Below are 21,706 nucleotides of genomic sequence, written 5' to 3' on the forward strand. Positions count from 1 at the left end.
AAAAACACTCTATTTGTGGCTGCCGCGCGAGCGGCAGGTTCTATAGTTTCTTTACCACAAATAGCGTGTAGCGCGATATCGCGCGGTTTTGGAATCAACAACTCGACTGAAAGCTGTTTTTTTATTGGTAGACTGTATTATGCCTTAAAAATCTCTTTGAATTTTCCAAGCAAAACGTCAGTTTCAATAGAAGCATCCAGGTCTGTGATGGCTCCCTTGTCGCGGTAGAACTTGATGAGAGGTTCTGTCTGCTCGCGGTAAACGTCCATGCGGTGGAGGATTGATTCCTGCTTGTCGTCGTCGCGCTGGTAGAGTTCGCCACCACATTTGTCGCAAACGCCTTCTACTTTTGGAGGGAGAGTAAGAACGTTGAAGTTAGCACCGCAAGCCTTACATACACGGCGTGTAGAAAGACGGCGGATAACGATTTCGTCCTTAATTTCAAAGTTTACAACTTTTACATCATCACAAATCTTTGTGAACATTTCTGCCTGAGGAATTGTGCGTGGGAATCCATCCAGAATGTAGCCGTTTTTGCAGTCTGGCTGAGAAAGACGGTCTTTTACAAGTTCGCAAGTCAAATCATCGCTTACAAGTGAACCTGAATCGATGATAGCCTTAACCTTTACTCCAAGTGGAGTCTGATTTTTAATATTTGCACGGAAAATATCACCAGTAGAAATATGTGGGATTTTGTAGTCTTCTGCAACTTTTACAGCAAGTGAGCCTTTACCAGCTCCCGGTGGGCCTAAAAAAATGAAATTGTTCATTTATATCTCCTAAAAAAATAATTATTTAATTATATAAGGAATTCCCTTGATTGACAAATGAAATAAATCTGCTTTGTAAGCTTTTGTTTGACTTGCACAGTAGTGGAGGTTATAATCTGATACGCTGACACAGATATAACTTCTTATTATATTTGGAGGAAAAGTAATGAAAAAGATTATTTCAGGTATTTGTGCCGCTTTGATGCTGGCCAGCCTGCCGCTTTTTGCTGATAGTGTGACAATTAACTGGGGCGACGGAAATACTCATACTTTTAATGATGTACCGGCAGACTTTGTAAAACTTGTCAATGACAACCGCTCTGCAATTGAGACTGCACTTACTAACAATTCTGTTTCAGAAACAGATATTACAAAGTATGAAGCTGAAATTAAGTCTGCATATACTAACATGACTACTGCAATGGGAACTCCTGCTCCTTATACTACGGCAGTTAATGGCTTGAATAATTTTAGTGATGATCTGAAAAATACTCTGCCTAATTCTCAGATTCAGCAGAATGTATGGGCTACTTCCTGGATTGGCTATTTAGTACAGATTGGAAACGGAGGCTTCTGTCCTCATTTTGGTCTTGGTGCTAATATCGGAGCTGCCTCTCTTGATATGAGTTCGTTTAAGTCTATGGGCGAAGCATTTAAAATGGATTTGGGAGGACTTCCTTCAAAACTTGTATTACCGACAATTACTTTTGATGCCCGTCTTGGTGGCGTAAGAGTATTTGATTTAAATCTTCCTTTTGATATTGGTTTTACCCTCAGCGGTCTTAATTCTTCAAGACTGGGACTTGATAAAGCTTTGAAGGATGTTAAATTTGACTTCTTTTCTATTGGATTTGATATCCGCTACTGTTTGTGGGAACCTCATATCCTTGATACAAAACTTTCTGTTGGTGCAGGCTTCTATTATACAAAGGGCAGCGTAAATGTTGATAACTCTTCTGCCTGTGCAGGTCTTGATTTCAAATCAACTAACTTTACTTTGAACAGTCAGATTTCTACAAAGCTGCTCTTCTTCAGACCATTTGTGGGCTTCAGACTTATGTTTACTAATTCTAAGGTTGACTGGTATGTTAAGAATATTGACTGGACTGATGTCTTAAGCGACTCGTCATTAACTATGACGCAGGTTGTAAATAGTGGTCTTCTTCCAAGAAATATCGCTGGCGGCGCTGACGGCTTTAAATGCAGACCTGTCGTTCAGGGTGGCTTTGCCTTTGACCTGGGAGTTATTGATCTTACCTTCAGTGGAAGCTATGACTTCAGTTCTACAATCTGGGGTGCGGCTTTCAGCTTGAGATTTAGTCTGTAGCAGTGCGCTCGCGACGACAAGCATAGCTTGTCGAGCCGTTTCTATCGATGAAGCTAAACGACAGTCGCGATGGACTGTCGTTTTTAACGCTTCTTCGATTATCGGCAGGGGGCGTTGCGGGGGCTTCCCCCGCTGGGTGGGGTAGGGCGCAACGAAGTGCGACCGTAGGGCGGGGCTCCGCCCTCCTTGTAAAAAAAATCTTAACTTTTTGCTGAAAAAAACATAACTTTTCGTAAAAAATACAAACTTTTCTCTATAATTCCGAAAAAAAACACCCAAAAAATTGAACAAAGTCCGTAAGAAATTACATGTACTTCTGACAGAGGCGGGTTTAGTATTTAATTATAATAAAAACTTGTCCAAATCGTTAGGAGGAAATGGATATGAAAAAAACAGTTAAGACTTTGGTTGCCGCAGGTCTTATGGTTGCAGCTGCAAGCAGTATGTTCGCAGCAAAAAAGAAGGCTCCTGCTAAGAAGCTCATTACAGTTGGTTATGCACAGGTAGGTGCTGAATCTGACTGGCGTCTTGCTAACACAACTTCTTTCAAAGAGACATTCACAGAAGCTAATGGCTACAAATTGATTTTTGATGATGCTCAGCAGAAGCAGGAAAATCAGATTAAGGCTATCCGTAGCTTTATTCAGCAGGATGTTGACTACATCGTAGTTGCTCCTGTAGTAGAAACAGGATGGGGAACAGTACTTCAGGAAGCTAAGGCTGCTGGTATCCCTGTAATTCTTTCTGACCGCCAGATGACTGGTGTAGATGATCTTTATCTTTGCTGGGTAGGCGGAAACTTCCTTCAGGAAGGACGCGACGGCGTTAAATGGCTTGAAGGTTACCTCAAGAAGATTGGCCGCGATAAGGACGAAATTAATATCGTAGACCTTCAGGGTACAATTGGTGCTTCTGCTCAGATCGGACGTACACAGGGTATCGAAGAAGGTATTGCTGCTCACAAAAACTGGAAACTTGTTGCTCAGCAGACAGGTGAATTCACACAGTCTAAAGGACAGGAAGTTATGGAGTCTATCCTCAAATCTACTCCAAAAATCGATGTAGTATTTGCTGAAAACGACAACATGGCTTGGGGTGCAATCGACGCTATCAAAGCTGCTGGTAAAAAACCTGGAAAAGACATCATCATCATCTGTTTCGATGCTGTACACGAAACATTCAACAAGATGATCGCTGGTGAAATCAACTGTGCTGTAGAATGTAACCCACTCCACGGTCCACGTGTTGATGAAATCATCAAGACTTTGGAAGCTAAAGGTCCTAAAGGAATCAAGAGCAAGATCCAGTACGTAGTTGAAGAAGTATTTGATCAGGAAAATGCTGCTGCAAAACTTCCAACACGTAAATACTAATTATAAGTTAGTTATTTAGCTGGAAAGGCTGGAGCTGCACAGGGTGTAAATACCTGCACTCTCCAGCCTTTTTTTTAAGAATTTTTACTTAGGGAAAAAAAGAAAATGGCAAATGATGTTTTGCTTCAAATGAAAAACATTACAATGATATTTCCGGGTGTAAAAGCGCTTCAGAATGTTGATTTTACTCTCTGTAAGGGTGAAATTCATGCTTTGATGGGTGAAAACGGTGCCGGAAAATCAACATTGATTAAAGTTTTGACTGGTATTTATACCAGAGATGCTGGTGAGATTTTTCTTGAAGGAAAGGAAATCAATAACCATTCTCCTGAGGAATCGCAGCTGAACGGAATCAGTACTGTGTATCAGGAAGTAAACTTGTGTCCGAATATTTCTGTTGCTGAAAATATTTTTGCGGGTCACGAGCCGAAAAGACATTTTGCAATTGACTGGAAATTAATGAATGAAGAAGCCAGGAAGGTTCTTGAAGAAGTCGGTCTTGGCGATATAGATGTAACAAAAAGTCTTGGTGACTATTCAGTTGCCATTCAGCAGATGGTTGCCATTGCGCGCGCCGTAAACTTTGACTGTAAGGTTTTGATTCTTGATGAACCTACCTCTTCTCTTGATGATAAGGAAGTAGAAGAGCTCTTTAAGGTTATGAACCGTCTTAAGAGCCGCGGAGTTGGTATTATCTTCGTAACTCACTTCCTGGAGCAGGTTTATGCTGTCTGCGATAAGATTACTGTTTTGCGAAACGGTGAACTGGAAGGTCAGTACACTGTAAAAGAACTTCCTCGTCTTGAGCTGGTTCAGGCCATGCTTGGTCACGAAGTTGCAGAACTTGATAACCTGCATGCGGATAACTCTATTGAAGAGCGCGATGATGTTCCTGTAATTTTGAAGGCGGTTGGTCTTACTCATAAGGGTACAATCAAGCCGTTTGAGCTTACCATTAAAAAGGGTGAGGTTATCGGTTTGACTGGTCTGCTTGGTTCTGGCCGTTCAGAACTTGTCCGCACACTTTATGGTGCTGACCACCCTGATGCGGGAACTCTGGAATTCAACGGAAAGCCTCTTAATGCGCTTTCTCCTCTTGATTCTATTAAGCGCGGTATGGCTTATCTTCCGGAAGACCGCAAGGCGGAAAGTATCATTGCTGATCTTTCTATCCGCGATAATATGATGATTGCACTGCAGGCAAAGACTGGTGTTTTCAAAAAGCTTCCTATGTCTAAGCAGATTGAGCTTACTGAAAAATACATTAAGGCTTTGAATGTAAAAACTGTTTCCATGGAAACTCCTATTAAGGCACTTTCGGGCGGAAACCAGCAGAAGGTAATTATCGGACGCTGGCTGGTAACCAACCCTGAATTCCTGATTCTGGATGAGCCTACCCGCGGTATTGACGTTGGTACTAAGACTGAAATCCAGAAGCTGGTAATTCAGCTTGCAAAAGAAGGTTTGACTGTTGTCTTCATCAGTTCTGAAATTGATGAAATGCTCCGTACTGTAAACCGCCTCTGCGTAATGCGCGATGGTGAAAAGGTTGGAGAACTTAAGAACGACAATCTTACTCAGCAGGATGTAATGGTTGCAATTGCGGGAGGAAAAGCAAATGGCTAATTTGTATCAGTTGTGGAATAAAGCCCGAAAAAGTCAGCTTATGCTGCCGATTACTGCGTTGATTTTGATGCTGATAATTAACGCAATCATTACTCCGGGATTTTTTAAAATTTCTATTAATAACGGCGTTTTGTACGGCTTCTTGATTGATATTCTGAACCGTTCAAGCGAACTTATTATTCTTGCAGTTGGTATGACCTTTGTTGCTGCCAGCTCGCGGGGTACCGATATTTCGGTTGGTACAATTGCAGCAGTTTCTGCCGCTTTGATTGTACGTCTTCTTGGTTCAAGCTACGACGGATATATGATGAATCCGGCTCTGGCAATCTTCTTTGGTTTGCTTCTTGGCCTTGCTTGTGGTGCTGTAAACGGTTTCCTTGTTGCGGGGCTTAACATTCAGCCTATGGTTGCAACTTTGATTATGTACACTGCAGGACGTGGTATTGCCCAGCTTATCAGCTCTACAGAGCTTGCAACCGGTGTAATTCTCTATGTCCGCATGGAGTCTTACAAATATATCGGTGGATTTATTCCTGGATGTATCATACCGACCCCAATCTTTATTGCGGTTGCCTTTGTTGCAATCACTTATCTTGTTACGACAAAAACTGCCATGAGTACTTACATTCAGACAGTCGGAATTAACCCTAAGGCAGGACGCCTTGTTGGTATCAATTCTGTAATGGTTATTTTCTTCTGTTATGTATTCTCAGGACTTTGTTCTGGTGTAACAGGTTTGATTGCTTCAAGCCGTATCTATTCCTGTGATGCTAACAACATCGGTTTGAACATGGAACTTGATGCCATTCTTGCGGTTGCCCTTGGTGGTAACAGCCTTGGCGGTGGTAAGTTTAATCTTGCAGGTTCTGTAATCGGTGCCATTACAATTCAGGCGCTTACAACAAGTTTGTATGCAGTTGGTGTTAGTGCAGATCAGCTTCCGGTTTACAAGGCCGTTGTTGTTGTTCTGATTGTTGTATTCCAGTCTCCGGCATTCAAAAAATGGATGGCTCAGAGAAAGCTCAAGACTGCTAACAATTCCTTGGGTACTGTTACTGCTAAATAAGGAGGGGAGAAATGGAAAACAAAAACGAAAAACACGGAATTTTAGCTGCTGTAAAAAAAGGATTTAAAATCGATTCCAGCAACTTCCTTTTGATGGTAACTATCGGACTTTTTGTTCTTATGTATATTGCTGGTCTTATTCTTTACAGCGATCAGGGCTTTAATAAGATGCAGACCTTCCTTAACATGCTGATTGATAACGCAGGTCTTTTGATTGTTGCTTCGGGTATGACTGTTGTAATGATTACCGGCGGTATTGATATTTCGGTTGGTTCTGTAGTTGGTCTTGACTGTATGATTCTGGCTTATTACATGGAAAAAATGGGTATGCCTGCCGGTATTGCAATTCTGATTGTTCTTGCCTTCGGAGTTTTGTTTGGTGCCGCTCAGGGCTGGCTTATTTCCTACATGGAATTGCAGCCTTTCGTAATCACCCTTGCAGGACTCTTCTTCTGCCGTGGTTTGACTGCTATTATCAGCTCTCAGCAGATTGCAATTACCAAGAGTAAGTTCTTCTTAGGTCTTGCCAATAAAGATATTCGTGTATTGTTTGCACCTTACCACAACAAACGCGGTGTTCTGATGTTCCCGTTTGTTCACCCAAGTGTAATCATCGCTTTGATTACAGTTGTGATTATCTGGTGGATGCTTAAATATACACGTTTTGGACGTAACTTGTTCGCAATTGGTGGAAACGAGCAGTCCGCTCTTTTGATGGGTATCAACGTTAAAAAGACAAAGTTCATGGCTTATATGCTGGAAGGCTTCCTGGCTTCCCTTGGTGGTCTTGTATTCTGTCTGAACACAACTTCGGGCTTCGTTGAGCAGGCACGAGGTTTTGAAATGGAAGCAATTTCGTCTGCCGTCATAGGTGGAACTATGCTTACCGGTGGTGTTGGTACTGTAGTTGGAACTGTATTCGGCGTTCTGATTAAGGCAACTATTGAAAGCCTTATCCGCTTCCAGGGTACACTTTCAAGCTGGTGGGCAAGAATCGTACTTTCTGCAATCCTTTGTTTCTTCATCGTATTGCAGAGTGTATTCGTAATCATTAAGAACAGAAACAGAAACTAATGTAATTTTTTCATAAACCTTCTTCCGGGGCTGTTCAAAAAATGAGCAGCCCCTTTTTTCTTACAATAACAATTCATTCTTGGCACTTTTAACTGAAGCGGTTTATAATAAAAGAATGAGTGAAGGTCCACGCATAAAAAAGTTAGGAAAAATAATTCTTTTATCGGCTGTGCTGTGCAGTTTTCTTGCAGGCTGTAAAAAAAAGACAGAAAGTGAAGAGGATGGAAGTCAGATAATTCTGGGATTTTCGCAGATTGGAGCTGAAAGCGAATGGAGAATCCGTAATACAGAATCAATTCTTGAGGCAGCGGCTCAGAATGGAATCCAGATTATTTATGAAAATGCCCGTCAGAAACAGGAAAATCAGCTTCAGGCCATTCATTCTTTTATAATTTCTCAGGTTGATGTTATTGCCTTTGTTCCTATTGTAGAAACCGGCTGGGATAATGTGCTGCAGGAAGCAAAGGATGCAGGAATTCCTGTAATTGTCGTTGACCGTATGATTAAGACTGCCGATAAATCACTTTATGCCGGTCTTATTGGCGAAGACAGCTTTTCTGAAGGAAAAAAGGCTGCGGAATTCCTTGTAAAAAAATATAAAACTTCAAAACCGGATGAACCTTTGAATATTCTGGAAATTTCCGGAACAGAAAATTCTTCTCCTGCTTATGAGCGGGCCCGGGGCTTCAGGAGTGTAATTCAAAAAGAGCCGAAATTCCGCATAATTCATTCAGAGAGCGGGGACTTTTTGCGCTCAAAGGGGCACGAAATTGGAAATAAAATCATTTCTTTTAACAGCGGACTTTCAATAGGACAGAACCCGATTGATATAATTTTTTCTCACAATGATGCCATGACCTGGGGAGTACTTGATGCCCTTCGGGAAAATAATATTCACGCCACAACCGTTACAATCGTTACAATTGACGGCGAGCGTAAATCTATAGAAGCCCTGACTTACGGCGCAATTAACTGCGTTGTGGAATGTAACCCAAATACAGGCCCTAAACTCTGTGAACTTGTAAAACTGCTTCATGAAGGAAAGCCTATTCCGCCGGTTACCTATGTTGACGGCGAAGTATTTACAGAGTTTGACTCTTTTACTAAATTTGCGGGCAAGGGCTTTTAAATGATTTCCAAACTCAAAAAACACTTCGGAAGGGAAAGTCTCTACCACTATATTATGAGATCTTATGCCGTAATCATTTTGATTATGATGATTCCGACAATCTACACTATGATTATGTGGCAGTACAATCGTTCCCGTTACAACAATATCATCAAAAATGTAAGCCACGCCAACGCAATTATGAAGATTGCCCGCGATGACATTCCGGACGAGCTCTGGAACATCGTATCCGGCCGCAATAATGTAAATCAAAGCCGACATAATGTTTATCTTTCTATTATAAATGACAGCGTTCTGGAACTTATTCAGAAAAGTGATGATAATAATTCAACTTCAAAACTGGGACTTGCTTACCGCACCTGTCAGACTCTCTCCCGCAACATAGGCTTTTTTGAGCAGCAGATTGCCCAGAGTACCGCGGATGTAGAGCAGACTGAGCATATGCTGGATGAAATACGCAGTATTGCAAATCTTTTTGCCCAGATTATGCAGGATTACATTCTTTCGGAAATTGAATCTGCAGAACGAACCAACAATTACATTCAGAACTCGCCTGTATTCATCTTTACTTTTATGGCGCTGATTTTTATCGGGGTTGCGGCTCTTATTTTTACAAACTTCAAAACCCTTTCAAAAAAAATCAGGGTGCCGATTTCCAAAATGGAAGACTTTTCTACCCAGCTTGCGGCAGGAAACTTACAGGCTCATATCGATTCTCCAAAAATCACAGAATTCAATCACCTGGTAGAAAACCTCAACTCTATGGCGCGGCAGATTGATCTTCTGATGAAGCAGAATATTGAAGAGCAGACAAACCTTCAGAAGGAAGAGCTTTCAAAGCTTCAGGCTCAGATTACTCCTCACTTTTTGTACAATACCTTCGATACAATCATCTGGCTGGCTGAAGCCGGAAAAAAAGACGATGTCATTCAGATTACCAGGGCTTTTTCAAACTTCATGCGCATTTCCCTAAGCCGCGGCCACGACTGGATTACCCTTGAACAGGAAATTGAGCACGTAAAGAACTACCTTACAATCCAGAAACTTCGTTACGGTGAAATTTTGAACTATCAGTTTACTGTGGATGAACGGCTCAATAATTACATGATTTTAAAGCTCAGTCTTCAGCCTCTGATTGAAAACGCAATTTATCACGGAATTAAAAATAAACGGGGTCGCGGTCATATTAATATTACTGCCCAGTTCAGTGACGAGACTCACACAAAAATCCGCATCTGTGTAATTGATGACGGCGCCGGTTTTACCCCTGAACGTCTGGAACAGGTACGCCAGGAGCTTTCTAAAGAAAAAGGTCAGAATCTTGCTTCAGTTTATGGCCTCTATAATGTTAATAAAAGATTGATTCTGTATTATAATGATAAAACTTGCGGTCTTGAGATTAGCAGCGAAAAAATGCAGGGTACAAATGTCTCTTTTACAATTCCCTGCCTGGTTGATGTGAAGGAAAATTAGGGGGCGGAGGATTTAACCCATGTACAGCGTTTTTATTGTTGATGACGAGCATATTGTTCTTGAAGGAATAAGAAGTACAATCGATTGGGAAAATTCACAGTTCACCTTTGCAGGAGAGGCTAGCGACGGGGAACTTGCCCTTTCCATGATTCACGAAATGAAGCCGGATATTCTTATCACCGATATCAAAATGCCTTTTATGGATGGGCTTGAACTTGCCCGCATCCTGAAGAAAATTCAACCCTGGATCAGAATTATTATTCTTTCTGGTCATGATGAATTTGAATATGCAAAAGCAGCAATTTCTATTGGCGTTGAAGACTACATTCTTAAACCCTTTACCCATGAAGATTTATTAAAAAGCCTGAACAAGGTTGCCGCAAATCTGGATAAAGAAAAGAAACAGCTTTCGGATATTTCTCAGCTTAAGGAAGAGCTGGAATCGAACGCGGCGCTTTTGAAGAATAAGTTCTTAACAGACCTTGTGCTTGGAAACCTGCCTCATGCAGCTGCAATGCAGAAGGCTGAAACTCTGGGACTGGATTTTATTTCCCACTACTACAAGATAATTATCAACGAGCTTAGAAGCGAAAATCAGAACAGAAATGCCATTCAGGAAGCTAAGGGCCGCCTTATTTCCCTGGTAAAAAACTGGACAGACGTAATTTCCTTTTTTATCGGGCCAGAGCGTAATGTCTGTATCTTGAAGGGTAATTCCCAGGATGATATTGATAACACAAGCTTTGACTATGCCGAGGCTATCGAGCATATTGTAACCCAGCGCCTGGACTGCAACGTAATTTCTTCTATCAGTAAGACGGTAGACCATTTTTCTCAGCTGCCGGAATGCTATAACGATGCAGATAAGATTCTGCAGATGACCCGAATCTGGAACAAGAGCCGAATTTTGAGTTCTGACGACGTAAAAAATTCCAGCGACGGTCAGATTTCCCTTCAGGATAAAGACCCGCTTGTGGATAACTTGAAGTATGCTGGCAAAAACGAAATTGATACGATTATTAATCATTACTGCGATATTTTGAATGACAACTCGCAGAGCTTTACTGTAATTGCTTCCTATCTTCTGGTAGATGTAATTATGGCAGTTACCAAACTGATTGAAGAGCTGGATGGCGACGTAAAGGAAATCATGCCGGAAATTTTACAGAGAAGCTTTGTAGAAAAATCCGTTCAGAATGAGCAGATTTTTATAGAAAATGTCCGCGACATTCTTACCCGTCTTCTGGATTATCGTGATTCCCGTATTCAGGGCCGCTACGGAGACGTAATCATCAAGGCAAAGGCTTATATTGAAAAAAATTACGCCAGTCAGGATACCTGTCTTTCTACTGTTGCTGATGAAGTACATCTGAGCCCTAATCACTTCAGTACGATTTTCTCTCAGGAATGCGGCATAACTTTTATTGAGTTTTTGACAAACGTCCGGGTAGAGGCTGCAAAAAAATTCCTTAAGGAAACAGATATGAAGGGCTCTGATATTGCCTATGAGTGCGGCTTCGGCGACCCTCATTATTTCAGTTTTATCTTTAAAAAGACAACAGGGCTTTCTCCGCGCGAATATAAAAATCAGTTTGTAAACTAAATTTTTCCGTAAGTAATTTTCCGTAAGAATTGCACACGATATGTAAAATCTGTATAATTATGTAATTTCTCTTGAAATAAATTGCATATTTATGCAAAATTAAGCATAAATAGCATATTTAGGGTTTATTTCAAATCCTGAAAACGGCGAAGTCAAGGCTTTAAGCGCCAGCGTGCCTTGACTCGACGTATTAAAAGTTTACGGAGCGCAAAATGATTGATTACAAAGATGAATCAGAAATCCTGAAAAAATTTGAAAGTCTTGCTGTTCACAACGACCCTATTAACCCGGATTTATATTCAAAATTTGATGTCAAACGCGGTCTCCGTAATGCAAACGGCACTGGTGTTCTTGTAGGTCTTACCAGAATTGGTGATGTAGTTGGTTATGAAATGCGCGAGGGCGAAAAGGTTGCAGTTCCTGGCCGCCTTGTCTACCGCGGCTACAACGTTGAAGACCTTATTGCCGATGCAGAAAAAAATCATCAGTTCGGTTACGAGCAGTGTGCTTATCTTCTTCTTTTTGGTGAACTTCCAAGTCAGGATCAGCTTGACCGCTTTGCAAATTACATTGGAGAAATCCGCAACCTGCCTCCAAGCTTTACCGAAGACATGATTATGAAGGCTCCTTCAAAGGACATTATGAATAAGATGGCTCGTTGTGTACTTGCAAGCTATTCTTATGATGAAGATCCTGAAAACCGCAGTCTTGGAAATATCATCAAGCAGAGTGTTCAGCTGATTGCCCGCTTCTCAACTTTTGCGGCATACGGTTATCAGGCAAAACGCCGCTATTACGACGGCGAAAGTATGTATATTCACAATCCAAAGCCGGAACTTTCTACAGCAGAAAACTTTCTCCGCCTTATCCGTTCTAACAAGGAATTCAGTCCACTCGAAGCACAGGTACTCGACCTGGCCCTTATCATTCACGCAGAGCACGGTGGTGGTAACAACTCTTCTTTGACAGTTCACGTTGTTTCTTCTGCTGATACAGATACTTATTCTTCAATGGCAGCCGCAATCGGTTCCTTGAAGGGAAGCCGCCATGGTGGTGCCAACATCCGCGTAGTAGAAATGATGGATGAAATCAAGGCAAACGTAAAAGACTGGGGCAGCGAGCAGGAAGTTTCTGCTTACCTTAGAAAAATTGCCCAGAAGGATGCTTTTGACCACAGCGGTTTGATTTACGGTATGGGACACGCTGTTTATACAATCAGCGACCCTCGTGAAAAGCTTTTGAAGGCAAAGGCTAAACAGCTGGCAAAAGAAAAGGGCTGCATGGATGAGTTCGGACTTTACGACATCATCGAGCGTGTTGCTCCTGGCATTATCTGTGATGTTCACCATTCAGACAAGAAAGTCTGCGCTAACGTTGACTTGTATTCTGGTTTTGTATATTCAATGCTTAATATTCCTCGCGAGCTCTTTACTCCTATTTTCGCAATTTCCCGAATTGCCGGATGGTCTGCTCACCGAATTGAGGAAGTTGTAAGCGGCGGCCGTATTTACCGTCCTGCATACAAGAACGTTTCAGAGGAACGTCCTTTTGTGCCTATTGCAGAGCGCAAATAGACTTATACTTAAAAATGTCAGTTCGTAAAACTGCTCCCAGTCGCACAGTGTGGTTTAAAACCGCGCGATATCGCGCTACACGCTGATTGTTGCAAAGGAACTATAGAATTGACCGCTCACGCGGTCACAACAATCAGAGTGTTTTTGCCCCACGCTGCACTCCTTCGCGCAGTTTTACTAGCCTGCAATTTTCTATTATACTTTCCTTATGCCAAAAGAACGCATAGATAAACTTCTTTCTCATCAGGGCTTTGGTTCCCGTAAGGATATTAAGCGCCTGCTCCGTTCTGCAGAAGTGCTTTTGAACGGTAAGCGCATTTATGATCCAAGTCTTGGAATTGACCCGGAGGTTGACGAGCTTAGCGTAGACGGCGAAATCGTAACAATCGAAAAAAATATCACCCTGATGATGAATAAGATTGCCCATACTGTCAGTGCCAATAAGGACGGGGAACATCAGACCGTCTTTGACCTTCTTACGCCGGAATACAGAACTCCTTACCTGCAGGAAAAGCTTCACCTTGTAGGCCGCCTGGATATGGATACGGAAGGCCTGCTTCTTTTTACGACTGACGGCAGTCTTACTCACCGCCTGATTTCGCCAAAATCTCATATCGATAAAACTTATTTTGTAATGCTGGAACGTGAGTTTTCTACGGACGAACAGGCTGAGGTAACACGCCGCTTTGAAGAAGGCATTGCTGTCGGCCCGGATGACAATGACCCGGGTTTTACCTGCGAACCGGCCCGTGTACGCTTTCCTTCTCAGGAGGAAATTGACTCCGCTTTAGAAAAATCTTCTGTCCAGGAAGTCTGCCAGCGGTTATGGCAGGGGGATTGCCAAATGCTGCGTCGTCCTGCCCGCTTTGCAATCCTTACGATTTATGAAGGAAAATACCACCAGGTAAAAAGAATGTTTACGGCTGCGGGAAACAAGGTTGTCTTTTTAAAGCGCCTTGCCATGGGGCAGCTGCTTCTTGATAAAAAATTAGCTCCCGGCGATTACCGGAAGCTAAATGATGAAGAGTTATCTCTTTTAGTTTAATCCTAGTTTACAAATCTCTGTGGTGGAGTAACAATCCAGATGGCCTTAAGCTCATCTTCGCCGATGTTTTCCAAAGTATGAGGGACTCCGGAAGAGAAGGTGGCACTGTCGCCTTCTTCCAGAATGTATTCCTTATTTTCGTAAGTCAGTTTTGCCTTTCCGTGAAGAATGTAACCCATTTCCTTTCCGATATGTCCGTAAGAACCGCGGTGAGTGTGGGAATTAGCAGGAATACGAACCATGTAAGATTCAAAGGAATTCTGCTTGTCTACATCATCCGGCTTGGAAATCTCTTCGTAAATAATTTCTTCTTCGTTCAAAGTAGGGCGCTCGCCGCTGCGGATAATTTTTACAGGGCGCTCCTTGCGGTATTCTTCAAACAAAAATTCAAGATTTATGTCCAGAACGTCAGCAAGGGCTAGCAAAGTATCGATTGCCGGTGAAACGTGATTTCTTTCAATCTGCGAAACAAGACTTTCGCTTACGCCAGCCTGCTGAGCAACTACTTTGAGGGTAAAGCCCTTATGTTCTCGCACCTGGCGGAGTTTTTCGCCAAAGTGATAGGGCACCTTTTTTGGGTGAAGTGAATTGTCCTGAATGCCATCATTTTGCAAAGGTGTCATTTTTCTGTTTCTCCTTGTTCTGTTCTGTTACAAACTGGATATAATAATCTTCCAGAGTTTTATAGGGGCCTTCTACCTTAAATCGTGCACGTGAGCGCGCATTATCGCGGCGTACTGTATACAGAGAATAGAAGTCTCGGTAGTCCAGTCCGGCATCGGCTTTTACGTGCTCACCAAGGAATTTAGAAACTTCATCTCGTCCGATTGCTGAAATTCCCTGTGTTTTAAGCGTATTTTTAAGCGTTTTAATCTGCTCGTAAGAAATTCCAAAGAGGAACTCTTCCATTGCCTGGGTAACGCCAGGTTCGCCCATTTTTTCTTTAATAAAGTGAATCCACTGCTCGTCCATCTGCATGGAAATCATCATAAGCTCTGAGGTTCCCATCATGGTTCCGAAAGCAGGCGCAAGCCGGCGACGTGCTGTCCATACTGCCTGTAAAACGGGAGCAACGTCTTCGATATTCTGATCACTCCAGTGTTCCCAAAGCAGCAGCAGGGACATTGCCCATTCGCGGCGGAACTCAAGAGGCTGACTTGTATCGTTAATAAGATTCAGGTATACGTCTTCTACCAGCAGAGAGAACATTGATGAAATTGTTTCGGTTTCAAGTTCCTTTGCCAGTTTTTCCTCTCCCAGAAATTTTGCTTCGCGGCCAAGTCTGGAAAGTGTATGCATTTTTGCAATCAAAAGTCCCTTACCCAGATTTGCCTTTGAAGGAAGCTGAAGGGTTGAATCTCCGTTGTTCATATGGTCAATCAAAGAGTCAATGAGGGAGGTAGGGGTTCTTACGTCACCAATTATTGAGTGGCGCTCCAGTAGGGAAGGGAAGCGGTTAATTGCCGAAGCCAGTGCTTCCAGATCTACAATACGATTGATAAAGCTTTCTGCGGTTGATTTATTGTTTTTCTGAACGATAGGTATAATTTCATTTACCAGGTCATGCTGCTTTTTAGTAAATATGACTACCTTGGAGTCTTCTTTACTGACCTCTGCTTCTGAGCCGAAAAATGTACTTATGTCTACCTGCTCAAAATTCTGAGCTTCCAAATCTTCCATAGTTTTTTGAGTGGACTGTTATTTTAGTCAAATATCAGTCTTTTTTAAAGTGGATTTAATAAAATAAGTATTTATTAAATCATATTATAAATTATAAATCATTTTTTTGTATTTTCAACCGATAAAATAACTATGATGATAAAGAAATTGTTATTTTGTCTGTTTATTTCAGTTGGATTTTCAATCACCGCTCTTTCTGCCCAGGAGCAGAATCTGGGGGACGGGCAGAAAATTATTTACACAGAACGCCAGCAGCAGCTTATGCTTTCTCCGGAAAATATCCGGCTTGTAAAAGAGGCTGATGAAAGCAAGGGCGGATATCATCTTTATGTCAAAAAATCTCCTTTTGTAGGGTCGATTTTGCTTACAGAAACAACAAAAGACCCTGCCGGCAAAATTGATAATTACGCTTATCGTGCGCCTGAATATAATCCTGTTAATGGTGATGAAATCCGCATTCTGGACGGAAAAAAGCTTGATACAGATTATGCCCGTTACAGTCTTGTAGATTCTACCCCTGAAGAAACTGACTTTTTTGGACTTGCCTTCCATATTTATATTCCTCCGAAGCTTGTTTACGGATATCCCTGGTCTCGTCACGGTGAAATTGAAATTGGAAAAGGAACCTTTATCAATATCAGAACCTATGAAAAGCCTTATGCAGATTATACTGGCGACTATATGGATAACCCTTATATGTTTGATCTGGTTACTAAAAAAAGACCAAAGCCAGCTCCTCTTCCTGAACCGGAGCCAGAGCCTGAGCCGGAAGTTATTCTTACAAATGATTATAACCCTGTTGCCAGCGAAGCCTTTAAGGAAATTGATAACGGAATGATTTATTCAAAAGGTCCTGCAACAATTGTAGAAGATATTATGGGCGTTATCGATGGATTTGATAAAACAAAGCCTCTTGATTTGGTTCTTGCTGTTGATGCTACAGGCAGTATGAAGGATGATATTGATGAGCTGAAGGCCCGCCTTGAACCTGAACTCCGCAAGGTATTCGGGGAAAGTCCTGATGCCCGCTTTGGTCTGCTTTTCTACCGTGACTACGGCGACAACTACAAGTATATGAATCTTCCGGTTAAGCTTTTTGCCTTTACTCAGAATTATGAAAGCTTTAGTGCTAACCTTAAGTCTATAAGCATGAATGGCCGCGAAGGTGGAGATGTTCCTGAAGCTGTTTATGAAGCTCTTTATGCAAGTGCAGAATTCTTTGAATGGAGACCGGATTCAGACCGTCAGATTCTTTTGATTGGTGATGCAGAACCGCATCCTTATCCGCGTATGAGCGGAAAATATTCTAAAGAATATGTAATGGGTGTAGCAGAAAAGAAAGGTATTAAAGTTCATACAATTCTGTTGCCATCTAACTAGAAAGTTTAGGTGAAACTGGCGCGAGGGCAGATAGCGTGGGGCAAAAATTAGTAACGGTAAAAATATAAAATACAATTGTCTATTTTTTTACCGTTACTATTTCATAACAAAAATAGCATGTAGCGAGGTACCGAGCGGTTTTGCCACATGCTATCTGTCCGGGAGCTAACTTTTAGTTAAAGTCTATACTACTTGTAAACTTCCCAAGTTGTCTTAACCAGTGTATCAACATCGCTGTATTTTGGTTCCCAGCCGAGCAATTCTTTTGCAAGTTTTGAACTTGTGTAAAGGCTTGCAGGGTCACCAGGGCGGCGTGGAGCGTCTTCTGCAGGAATTGGCTTTCCTGTGATTTTGCGGGCAGCGTCAAGAAGCTCTTTTACTGTTGTTCCCTTTTCTGTTCCCAGGTTCAATTTAATGCTTTTATCATTCTTTGCAATGTAATCCAAAGCCATTACGTGAGCACGGGCAAGGTCTGTTACGTGAACATAATCGCGGATACAGGTTCCGTCGCGTGTGTCGTAGTCAGTTCCAAATACTTTGAGTTCGCGCTGGCCAAGGGCTGCTTCCATAATACGTGGAAGAAGATTTTCAGGTTTCTGTTCAAGACCGCGGATTTTTCCTTCAGGATCATAACCTGCTGCGTTGAAGTAGCGGAGAGCTGCAAAGCGCATTCCCTTAAGCTGATCGTACCAGCCCATAAAGCGTTCAATTTCAAGCTTTGTGAATCCGTAGTAGTTGATTGGATTCTGAGGATGATTTTCGTCCATTGGAAGATACTGTGGTTCTCCGAAAGTTGCAGCAGAAGAAGAGAAAATCATTTTTTTACAGTTGTGGGCAACAGCTGCGTTCATGATGTTCAAAGTACCTGTGATGTTGTTTACGCTGTATTTTTCTGGCGCAATCATAGATTCGCCTGCTGCCTTAAATGCTGCAAGGTGAACAAATGCGTCAAAGCCGCGTGCAAAAGCTGCATCCAAATCAGCTGGAATCAAAATGTTTCCATAAATAAAGTCATTTTCAGGGAAAAGGTTTACGCGCAATCCTGAAGAAAGGTTATCAAATACAGTTACCTTGTGGCCTGCTGCCATCATCTCTTTTACAACGTGGCTTCCGATATATCCGGCACCACCAATTACTAATACTTTCATATGTACGACCTCCAAATTTATTTCTCGTATACTAAAACCGTAATGTACGGCTCATCAGTCTTTTTTAATTCTGTATTTATTCGTACCCAGAATCCTTCAATTAATTCTTTTCCTTCCGGAATCTGTGATTTCAGCTGTTCTTCCGAGTGGTCAACATTGATTCCGCTGCCTGTAAGAACCTCCAGCTTGTCTGCTGTTTTCCCTAAAGCCCTGGAAAGCTTATCAGTTTTTCCATCAATTGCAGCTTCTACCCATTCCGGAAGAGGCATGCCGAATCCCTTGTACTTCCAGTCGTCAAAGCGGGAATTATTTTTTTCTGATTTATATGACGGAGCTGCTTTCTTTTCCTGTTCAGCTGCAGAAGTCGAATTTGAAGCACAGCCCAGCAAAAATATGGTGAGTAAGATTACAATTGAAGAACAAATTTTTTTCATCTCTTTTATAATAACATACAAAAAATGACTTGTTAATGCGCTTTTAGCTAAAACTCAAAATTAGACCATACTATTCTCAAAGCTATTTCCGTAATTTTAAATATGTAACCTTAACGGTTTAAAAAAGTTTAAATTTCGGGTAGACTAAAATTATGAAAAAAATTTTTATCGTTACATGCATTGCATCACTTTTTCTTTTATTTTCATGCGCATCATTAAAAAGTGTTCCACAGGATTTAACTGCAGCACAGATTATTCAGATGGGACAGAATTATCTTGATACAGGTGATTATAAATCGGCTGAACTTTGTTACAACACTGTTCTTGAACGCTATGGTACAAATGCCGCTGTTTATGTAGAGGCTAAGTACGAGCTTGGTAATGTTTATTATAAATCAAAGCAGTATCAGCAGGCTTATGATACATTAACTGAACTTCTTGATATCTACGGTTATTCACAGGGACAGCTTCCTGGCGCTTATAAAAAGCTTGCTCAGATTGGCCTTGATAAGATTCCGGAAAACAAAATTACTAAAAAACAGGGATATTAATAAGCAGCTGTATGAAAAAGCATATATTCCTGCTGATATCATCTAGTTTTTTTCTTTTTTCCGCTTGTGCAACATTAAATACAAAGTCAGAAAACTCTTATGACAGCAAAATCACAAAAACTGCAGAAGAGCTTCTTTCTGAAATGACTCTGGAAGAAAAGGTCGGCCAGCTTTTTGTGATCCAACCCGATCAGCTTGATTTGAAATTCGGTAGCGTAAAAAATTATAAATACTGGAAATCTTTACCTGCATCTCAGAAAAAAAATCTTCAAAAATATCCGGTTGGCGGCTTTATAATTTTTGGCGGCAATATTAAATCAGAAAAACAGCTTAAGGCCTTGAATGCCCAGCTTAAATCTGCCTGCAAAATCACTCCTTTTATGGCTGTTGATGAAGAAGGTGGCAGGGTTACCCGTCTTGCAAAAACTAAGTCTCTGGGGCTTAAAAATGTCGATTCAATGGAAGAAATTGGTTCGACAGGAGATATAAAAAAAGCCCGTCAGGCTGGTCAATACATTGGCTCTTATCTTTACGATTACGGTTTTAACTGGGATTTTGCTCCTGTAACTGATGTAAATACTAATCCTGAAAACAGGGTAATTGGAAACCGGGCTTTTGGAAGTGACCCGAATCTTGTAGCAGATATGGCAGGCGCTTATCTTGATGGACTTCATTCTCATAAGGTTATGGGCTGTATAAAGCATTTTCCTGGTCATGGTGACACAAAGGATGATACCCACGTGGATTTTGTTTACGTTGCTAAAAACTGGGACGAACTTAAACAATGTGAGCTTATTCCATTTGTAAAGAACTTAAAGAAGGCAGACAGTGTGATGATGGCTCATGTTACGGTTCCTGCTGTTTCCGGCGAAGAAATTCCTGCATCTCTTTCTACGGAGATGATTGTTGGAAAACTCCGCGGTGAACTTGGCTATAAGGGACTTATTCTTACAGATTCTCTGGGAATGGGGGCAATTAAAAAGCATTACGGTGCTGGCAATGCTGCGGTAATGGCCTTTAATGCCGGAAACGATATCATTCTTATGCCGGCTGAATTCTACAAAGCCTGGGACGGAATGCTTGAAGCCTGCCGGAATGGTGAAATTTCTGAAAAAAGACTTAACGAGAGTGTTTTACGAATACTAAAAACGAAGGGATATTAATGACAGATATTAGAACTTTTATGAATGAAAATCGCGGTCTTGCGATTGAACTTGAAAAACTTTTAACTTCAATTAAAGCTATGGCTCCTCAGAACGGTGGAGACGGAGAAAGCGAAAAATGCGCTGCCCTCAAAAAATGGCTCTTTTTACACGGTTTTGAACATCTTGAACAGTATGACGCACCGGACAGCCGTGTAAGCTCGGGTGTACGTCCTAACCTTGTTGCAACAATTCCTGGACAGAGTGATGAGCACACAGTATGGAGTATTGCCCATATGGATGTTGTTCCTACCGGCGATCTTAAACTCTGGAATACAAATCCATGGGAATGTGTTGAAAAAGACGGCCTTTTGTATGGACGTGGTGTAGAAGATAACCAGCAGGGACTGGTTTCTGGCGTTCTTGCTGCCCTCTACTTTATTAAGAATAAAATTACTCCGGCTTATACTGTAAAACTTCTTTTTGCAGCCGATGAAGAATGCGGTAGTGACCTTGGTATGGTCTGGCTTTTGAAAAATACAGAGCTTTTCAAAAAGCAGGATTTAATTTTGATTCCGGACGGAGGAGATCCTAAAGGCGAAACAATCGAAATTGCAGAAAAGAACCTTATGTGGCTTAGAGTTCATGTATTTGGAAAGCAGACTCATGGTTCCCGCCCGGACAGCGGAGCAAATGCCTGCCTTGCAGCCAGTGAACTTGCCCTTAAAATTAACGGTCTTGAAAAGGTTTTTGATAAGCGGGATCCTCTTTTTGAGCCTCCATATTCAACCTTCCAGCCGACAATGCGCCTTAAGAATGTAGACGGCATCAATATTATTCCTGGTGAAGATGTAAGCTGCTTTGACTGCAGAATTCTTCCTTGTTATACCCTTGCCCAGGTAAAAGAAAAGGTTGATGAAATCTGTTCTGAAGTTGAAAAGAAATACGGGGTAAAAATCGAATACGAGGTTCCTCAGAAATCAGAATCTCCTGCAAGTCCTGCAGATGCTCCTGTTGTAAGAAAACTTGCCGAAGCACTTAAAAAGGTTCACGGAATTGATGCTAAGTGCATTGGTATTGGTGGCGGAACTGTTGCTGCAGAACTTCGCCGTGAAGGAATTGATGCTGCCGTATGGAGTACTCTTGATGATCAGGCTCATCAGCCTAATGAATACTGCAAGGTGGAAAATCTTCTTGCAGATGCTATGACACTTGTAGAAATGTTCAGATAGGTAAAATAAAAATGCTTTCGTGGGGAACTCTGTTTTGTTCCGCCGAGAAATGCAGGAACGCGGTATGAATAAGAAAGCCT

General features: G+C 41.7%; 19 protein-coding genes. 14 read left to right on the top strand and 5 right to left on the bottom strand.

The genetic code is table 11. The features are described 5' to 3' along the window. Nucleotides 1-137: 137 nt before the first annotated feature. Entirely contained in the window at nt 138-770 is a 633-nt protein-coding gene (locus MSI_RS04175; RefSeq protein WP_009104031.1) for an adenylate kinase, read from the bottom strand. A 166-nt stretch (nt 771-936) separates the two neighbouring features. Between MSI_RS04175 and MSI_RS04180 the strand changes: the two genes are divergently transcribed. From MSI_RS04180 to MSI_RS04225, 10 genes are all read left to right on the top strand, one after another. Next, the gene (locus MSI_RS04180; protein ID WP_009104032.1) at nt 937-2,097 is read left to right on the top strand and encodes a hypothetical protein; all 1,161 of its coding nucleotides are present in this window, start codon (nt 937-939) and stop codon (nt 2,095-2,097) included. A gap of 383 nt (nt 2,098-2,480) precedes the next feature. Continuing rightward, nucleotides 2,481-3,470, top strand: a complete 990-nt coding sequence (locus tag MSI_RS04185; protein WP_009104033.1) for an ABC transporter substrate-binding protein — start codon at nt 2,481-2,483, stop codon at nt 3,468-3,470. A gap of 105 nt (nt 3,471-3,575) precedes the next feature. Continuing rightward, nucleotides 3,576-5,096, top strand: a complete 1,521-nt coding sequence (locus tag MSI_RS04190) for a sugar ABC transporter ATP-binding protein (protein ID WP_009104034.1) — start codon at nt 3,576-3,578, stop codon at nt 5,094-5,096. After that, nucleotides 5,089-6,162 (top strand): ABC transporter permease, encoded by a 1,074-nt coding sequence (locus tag MSI_RS04195; protein ID WP_009104035.1) that lies wholly within the window; start codon nt 5,089-5,091, stop codon nt 6,160-6,162. The genes MSI_RS04190 and MSI_RS04195 overlap by 8 nt, the downstream gene beginning before the upstream one ends. A gap of 11 nt (nt 6,163-6,173) precedes the next feature. Further along, nucleotides 6,174-7,235, top strand: a complete 1,062-nt coding sequence (locus tag MSI_RS04200; RefSeq protein WP_009104036.1) for an ABC transporter permease — start codon at nt 6,174-6,176, stop codon at nt 7,233-7,235. Between the two features lie 115 nt (nt 7,236-7,350). After that, nucleotides 7,351-8,364 carry an ABC transporter substrate-binding protein gene (locus MSI_RS04205; RefSeq protein WP_009104037.1) on the top strand — a complete coding sequence of 338 codons (1,014 nt, stop codon included), beginning with the start codon at nt 7,351-7,353 and terminating at the stop codon, nt 8,362-8,364. Beyond that, nucleotides 8,365-9,837: a sensor histidine kinase gene (locus tag MSI_RS04210; protein WP_009104038.1), complete on the top strand. Its 1,473-nt coding sequence runs from the start codon at nt 8,365-8,367 to the stop codon at nt 9,835-9,837. Nucleotides 9,838-9,856: 19 nt separating this feature from the next. After that, a complete protein-coding gene (locus MSI_RS04215; RefSeq protein WP_009104039.1) occupies nt 9,857-11,440 on the top strand; it encodes a response regulator in 1,584 nt (527 codons plus the stop codon). A gap of 212 nt (nt 11,441-11,652) precedes the next feature. Beyond that, on the top strand, nt 11,653-13,014 hold the full coding sequence (locus MSI_RS04220) for a citrate/2-methylcitrate synthase (protein WP_009104040.1): 1,362 nt from the start codon (nt 11,653-11,655) through the stop codon (nt 13,012-13,014). A gap of 208 nt (nt 13,015-13,222) precedes the next feature. Continuing rightward, complete coding sequence (locus MSI_RS04225; RefSeq protein ID WP_009104041.1) at nt 13,223-14,059, top strand: pseudouridine synthase; 837 nt, start codon at nt 13,223-13,225, stop codon at nt 14,057-14,059. A gap of 2 nt (nt 14,060-14,061) precedes the next feature. On the opposite strand, the gene MSI_RS04230 is transcribed toward MSI_RS04225, so the two are convergent. Both MSI_RS04230 and MSI_RS04235 read right to left on the bottom strand, forming a co-directional pair. Continuing rightward, entirely contained in the window at nt 14,062-14,682 is a 621-nt protein-coding gene (locus MSI_RS04230; protein WP_009104042.1) for a helix-turn-helix domain-containing protein, read from the bottom strand. Continuing rightward, a complete protein-coding gene (locus tag MSI_RS04235; RefSeq protein WP_009104043.1) occupies nt 14,663-15,739 on the bottom strand; it encodes a hypothetical protein in 1,077 nt (358 codons plus the stop codon). The genes MSI_RS04230 and MSI_RS04235 overlap by 20 nt, the downstream gene beginning before the upstream one ends. Nucleotides 15,740-15,871: 132 nt before the next feature. Between MSI_RS04235 and MSI_RS04240 the strand changes: the two genes are divergently transcribed. Continuing rightward, entirely contained in the window at nt 15,872-17,119 is a 1,248-nt protein-coding gene (locus MSI_RS04240) for a vWA domain-containing protein (protein ID WP_009104044.1), read from the top strand. A gap of 188 nt (nt 17,120-17,307) precedes the next feature. Here the strand turns inward: MSI_RS04240 and galE are convergent, their stop codons facing one another. Next, complete coding sequence (gene galE / locus MSI_RS04245) at nt 17,308-18,267, bottom strand: UDP-glucose 4-epimerase GalE (RefSeq protein ID WP_009104046.1); 960 nt, start codon at nt 18,265-18,267, stop codon at nt 17,308-17,310. Nucleotides 18,268-18,284: 17 nt separating this feature from the next. After that, nucleotides 18,285-18,701 (bottom strand): hypothetical protein, encoded by a 417-nt coding sequence (locus tag MSI_RS04250; RefSeq protein WP_009104048.1) that lies wholly within the window; start codon nt 18,699-18,701, stop codon nt 18,285-18,287. 152 nt (nt 18,702-18,853) lie between these two features. Here MSI_RS04250 and MSI_RS04255 point away from each other — a divergent pair, with 152 nt between their 5' ends. From MSI_RS04255 to MSI_RS04265, 3 genes are read left to right on the top strand one after another with little or no spacing between them, the layout of a single operon-like run. Continuing rightward, nucleotides 18,854-19,252 (top strand): hypothetical protein, encoded by a 399-nt coding sequence (locus MSI_RS04255; RefSeq protein ID WP_009104050.1) that lies wholly within the window; start codon nt 18,854-18,856, stop codon nt 19,250-19,252. Nucleotides 19,253-19,263: 11 nt separating this feature from the next. Then, nucleotides 19,264-20,415, top strand: a complete 1,152-nt coding sequence (locus MSI_RS04260; protein WP_009104052.1) for a glycoside hydrolase family 3 protein — start codon at nt 19,264-19,266, stop codon at nt 20,413-20,415. Continuing rightward, nucleotides 20,415-21,626 carry a M20 family metallo-hydrolase gene (locus MSI_RS04265; protein WP_009104054.1) on the top strand — a complete coding sequence of 404 codons (1,212 nt, stop codon included), beginning with the start codon at nt 20,415-20,417 and terminating at the stop codon, nt 21,624-21,626. Before MSI_RS04260 ends, MSI_RS04265 begins: the two co-directional genes overlap by 1 nt. Nucleotides 21,627-21,706 lie beyond the last annotated feature (80 nt).

The sequence above is a fragment of the Treponema sp. JC4 genome (genome assembly GCF_000260795.1).
Lineage (GTDB): Bacteria > Spirochaetota > Spirochaetia > Treponematales > Treponemataceae > Treponema_D.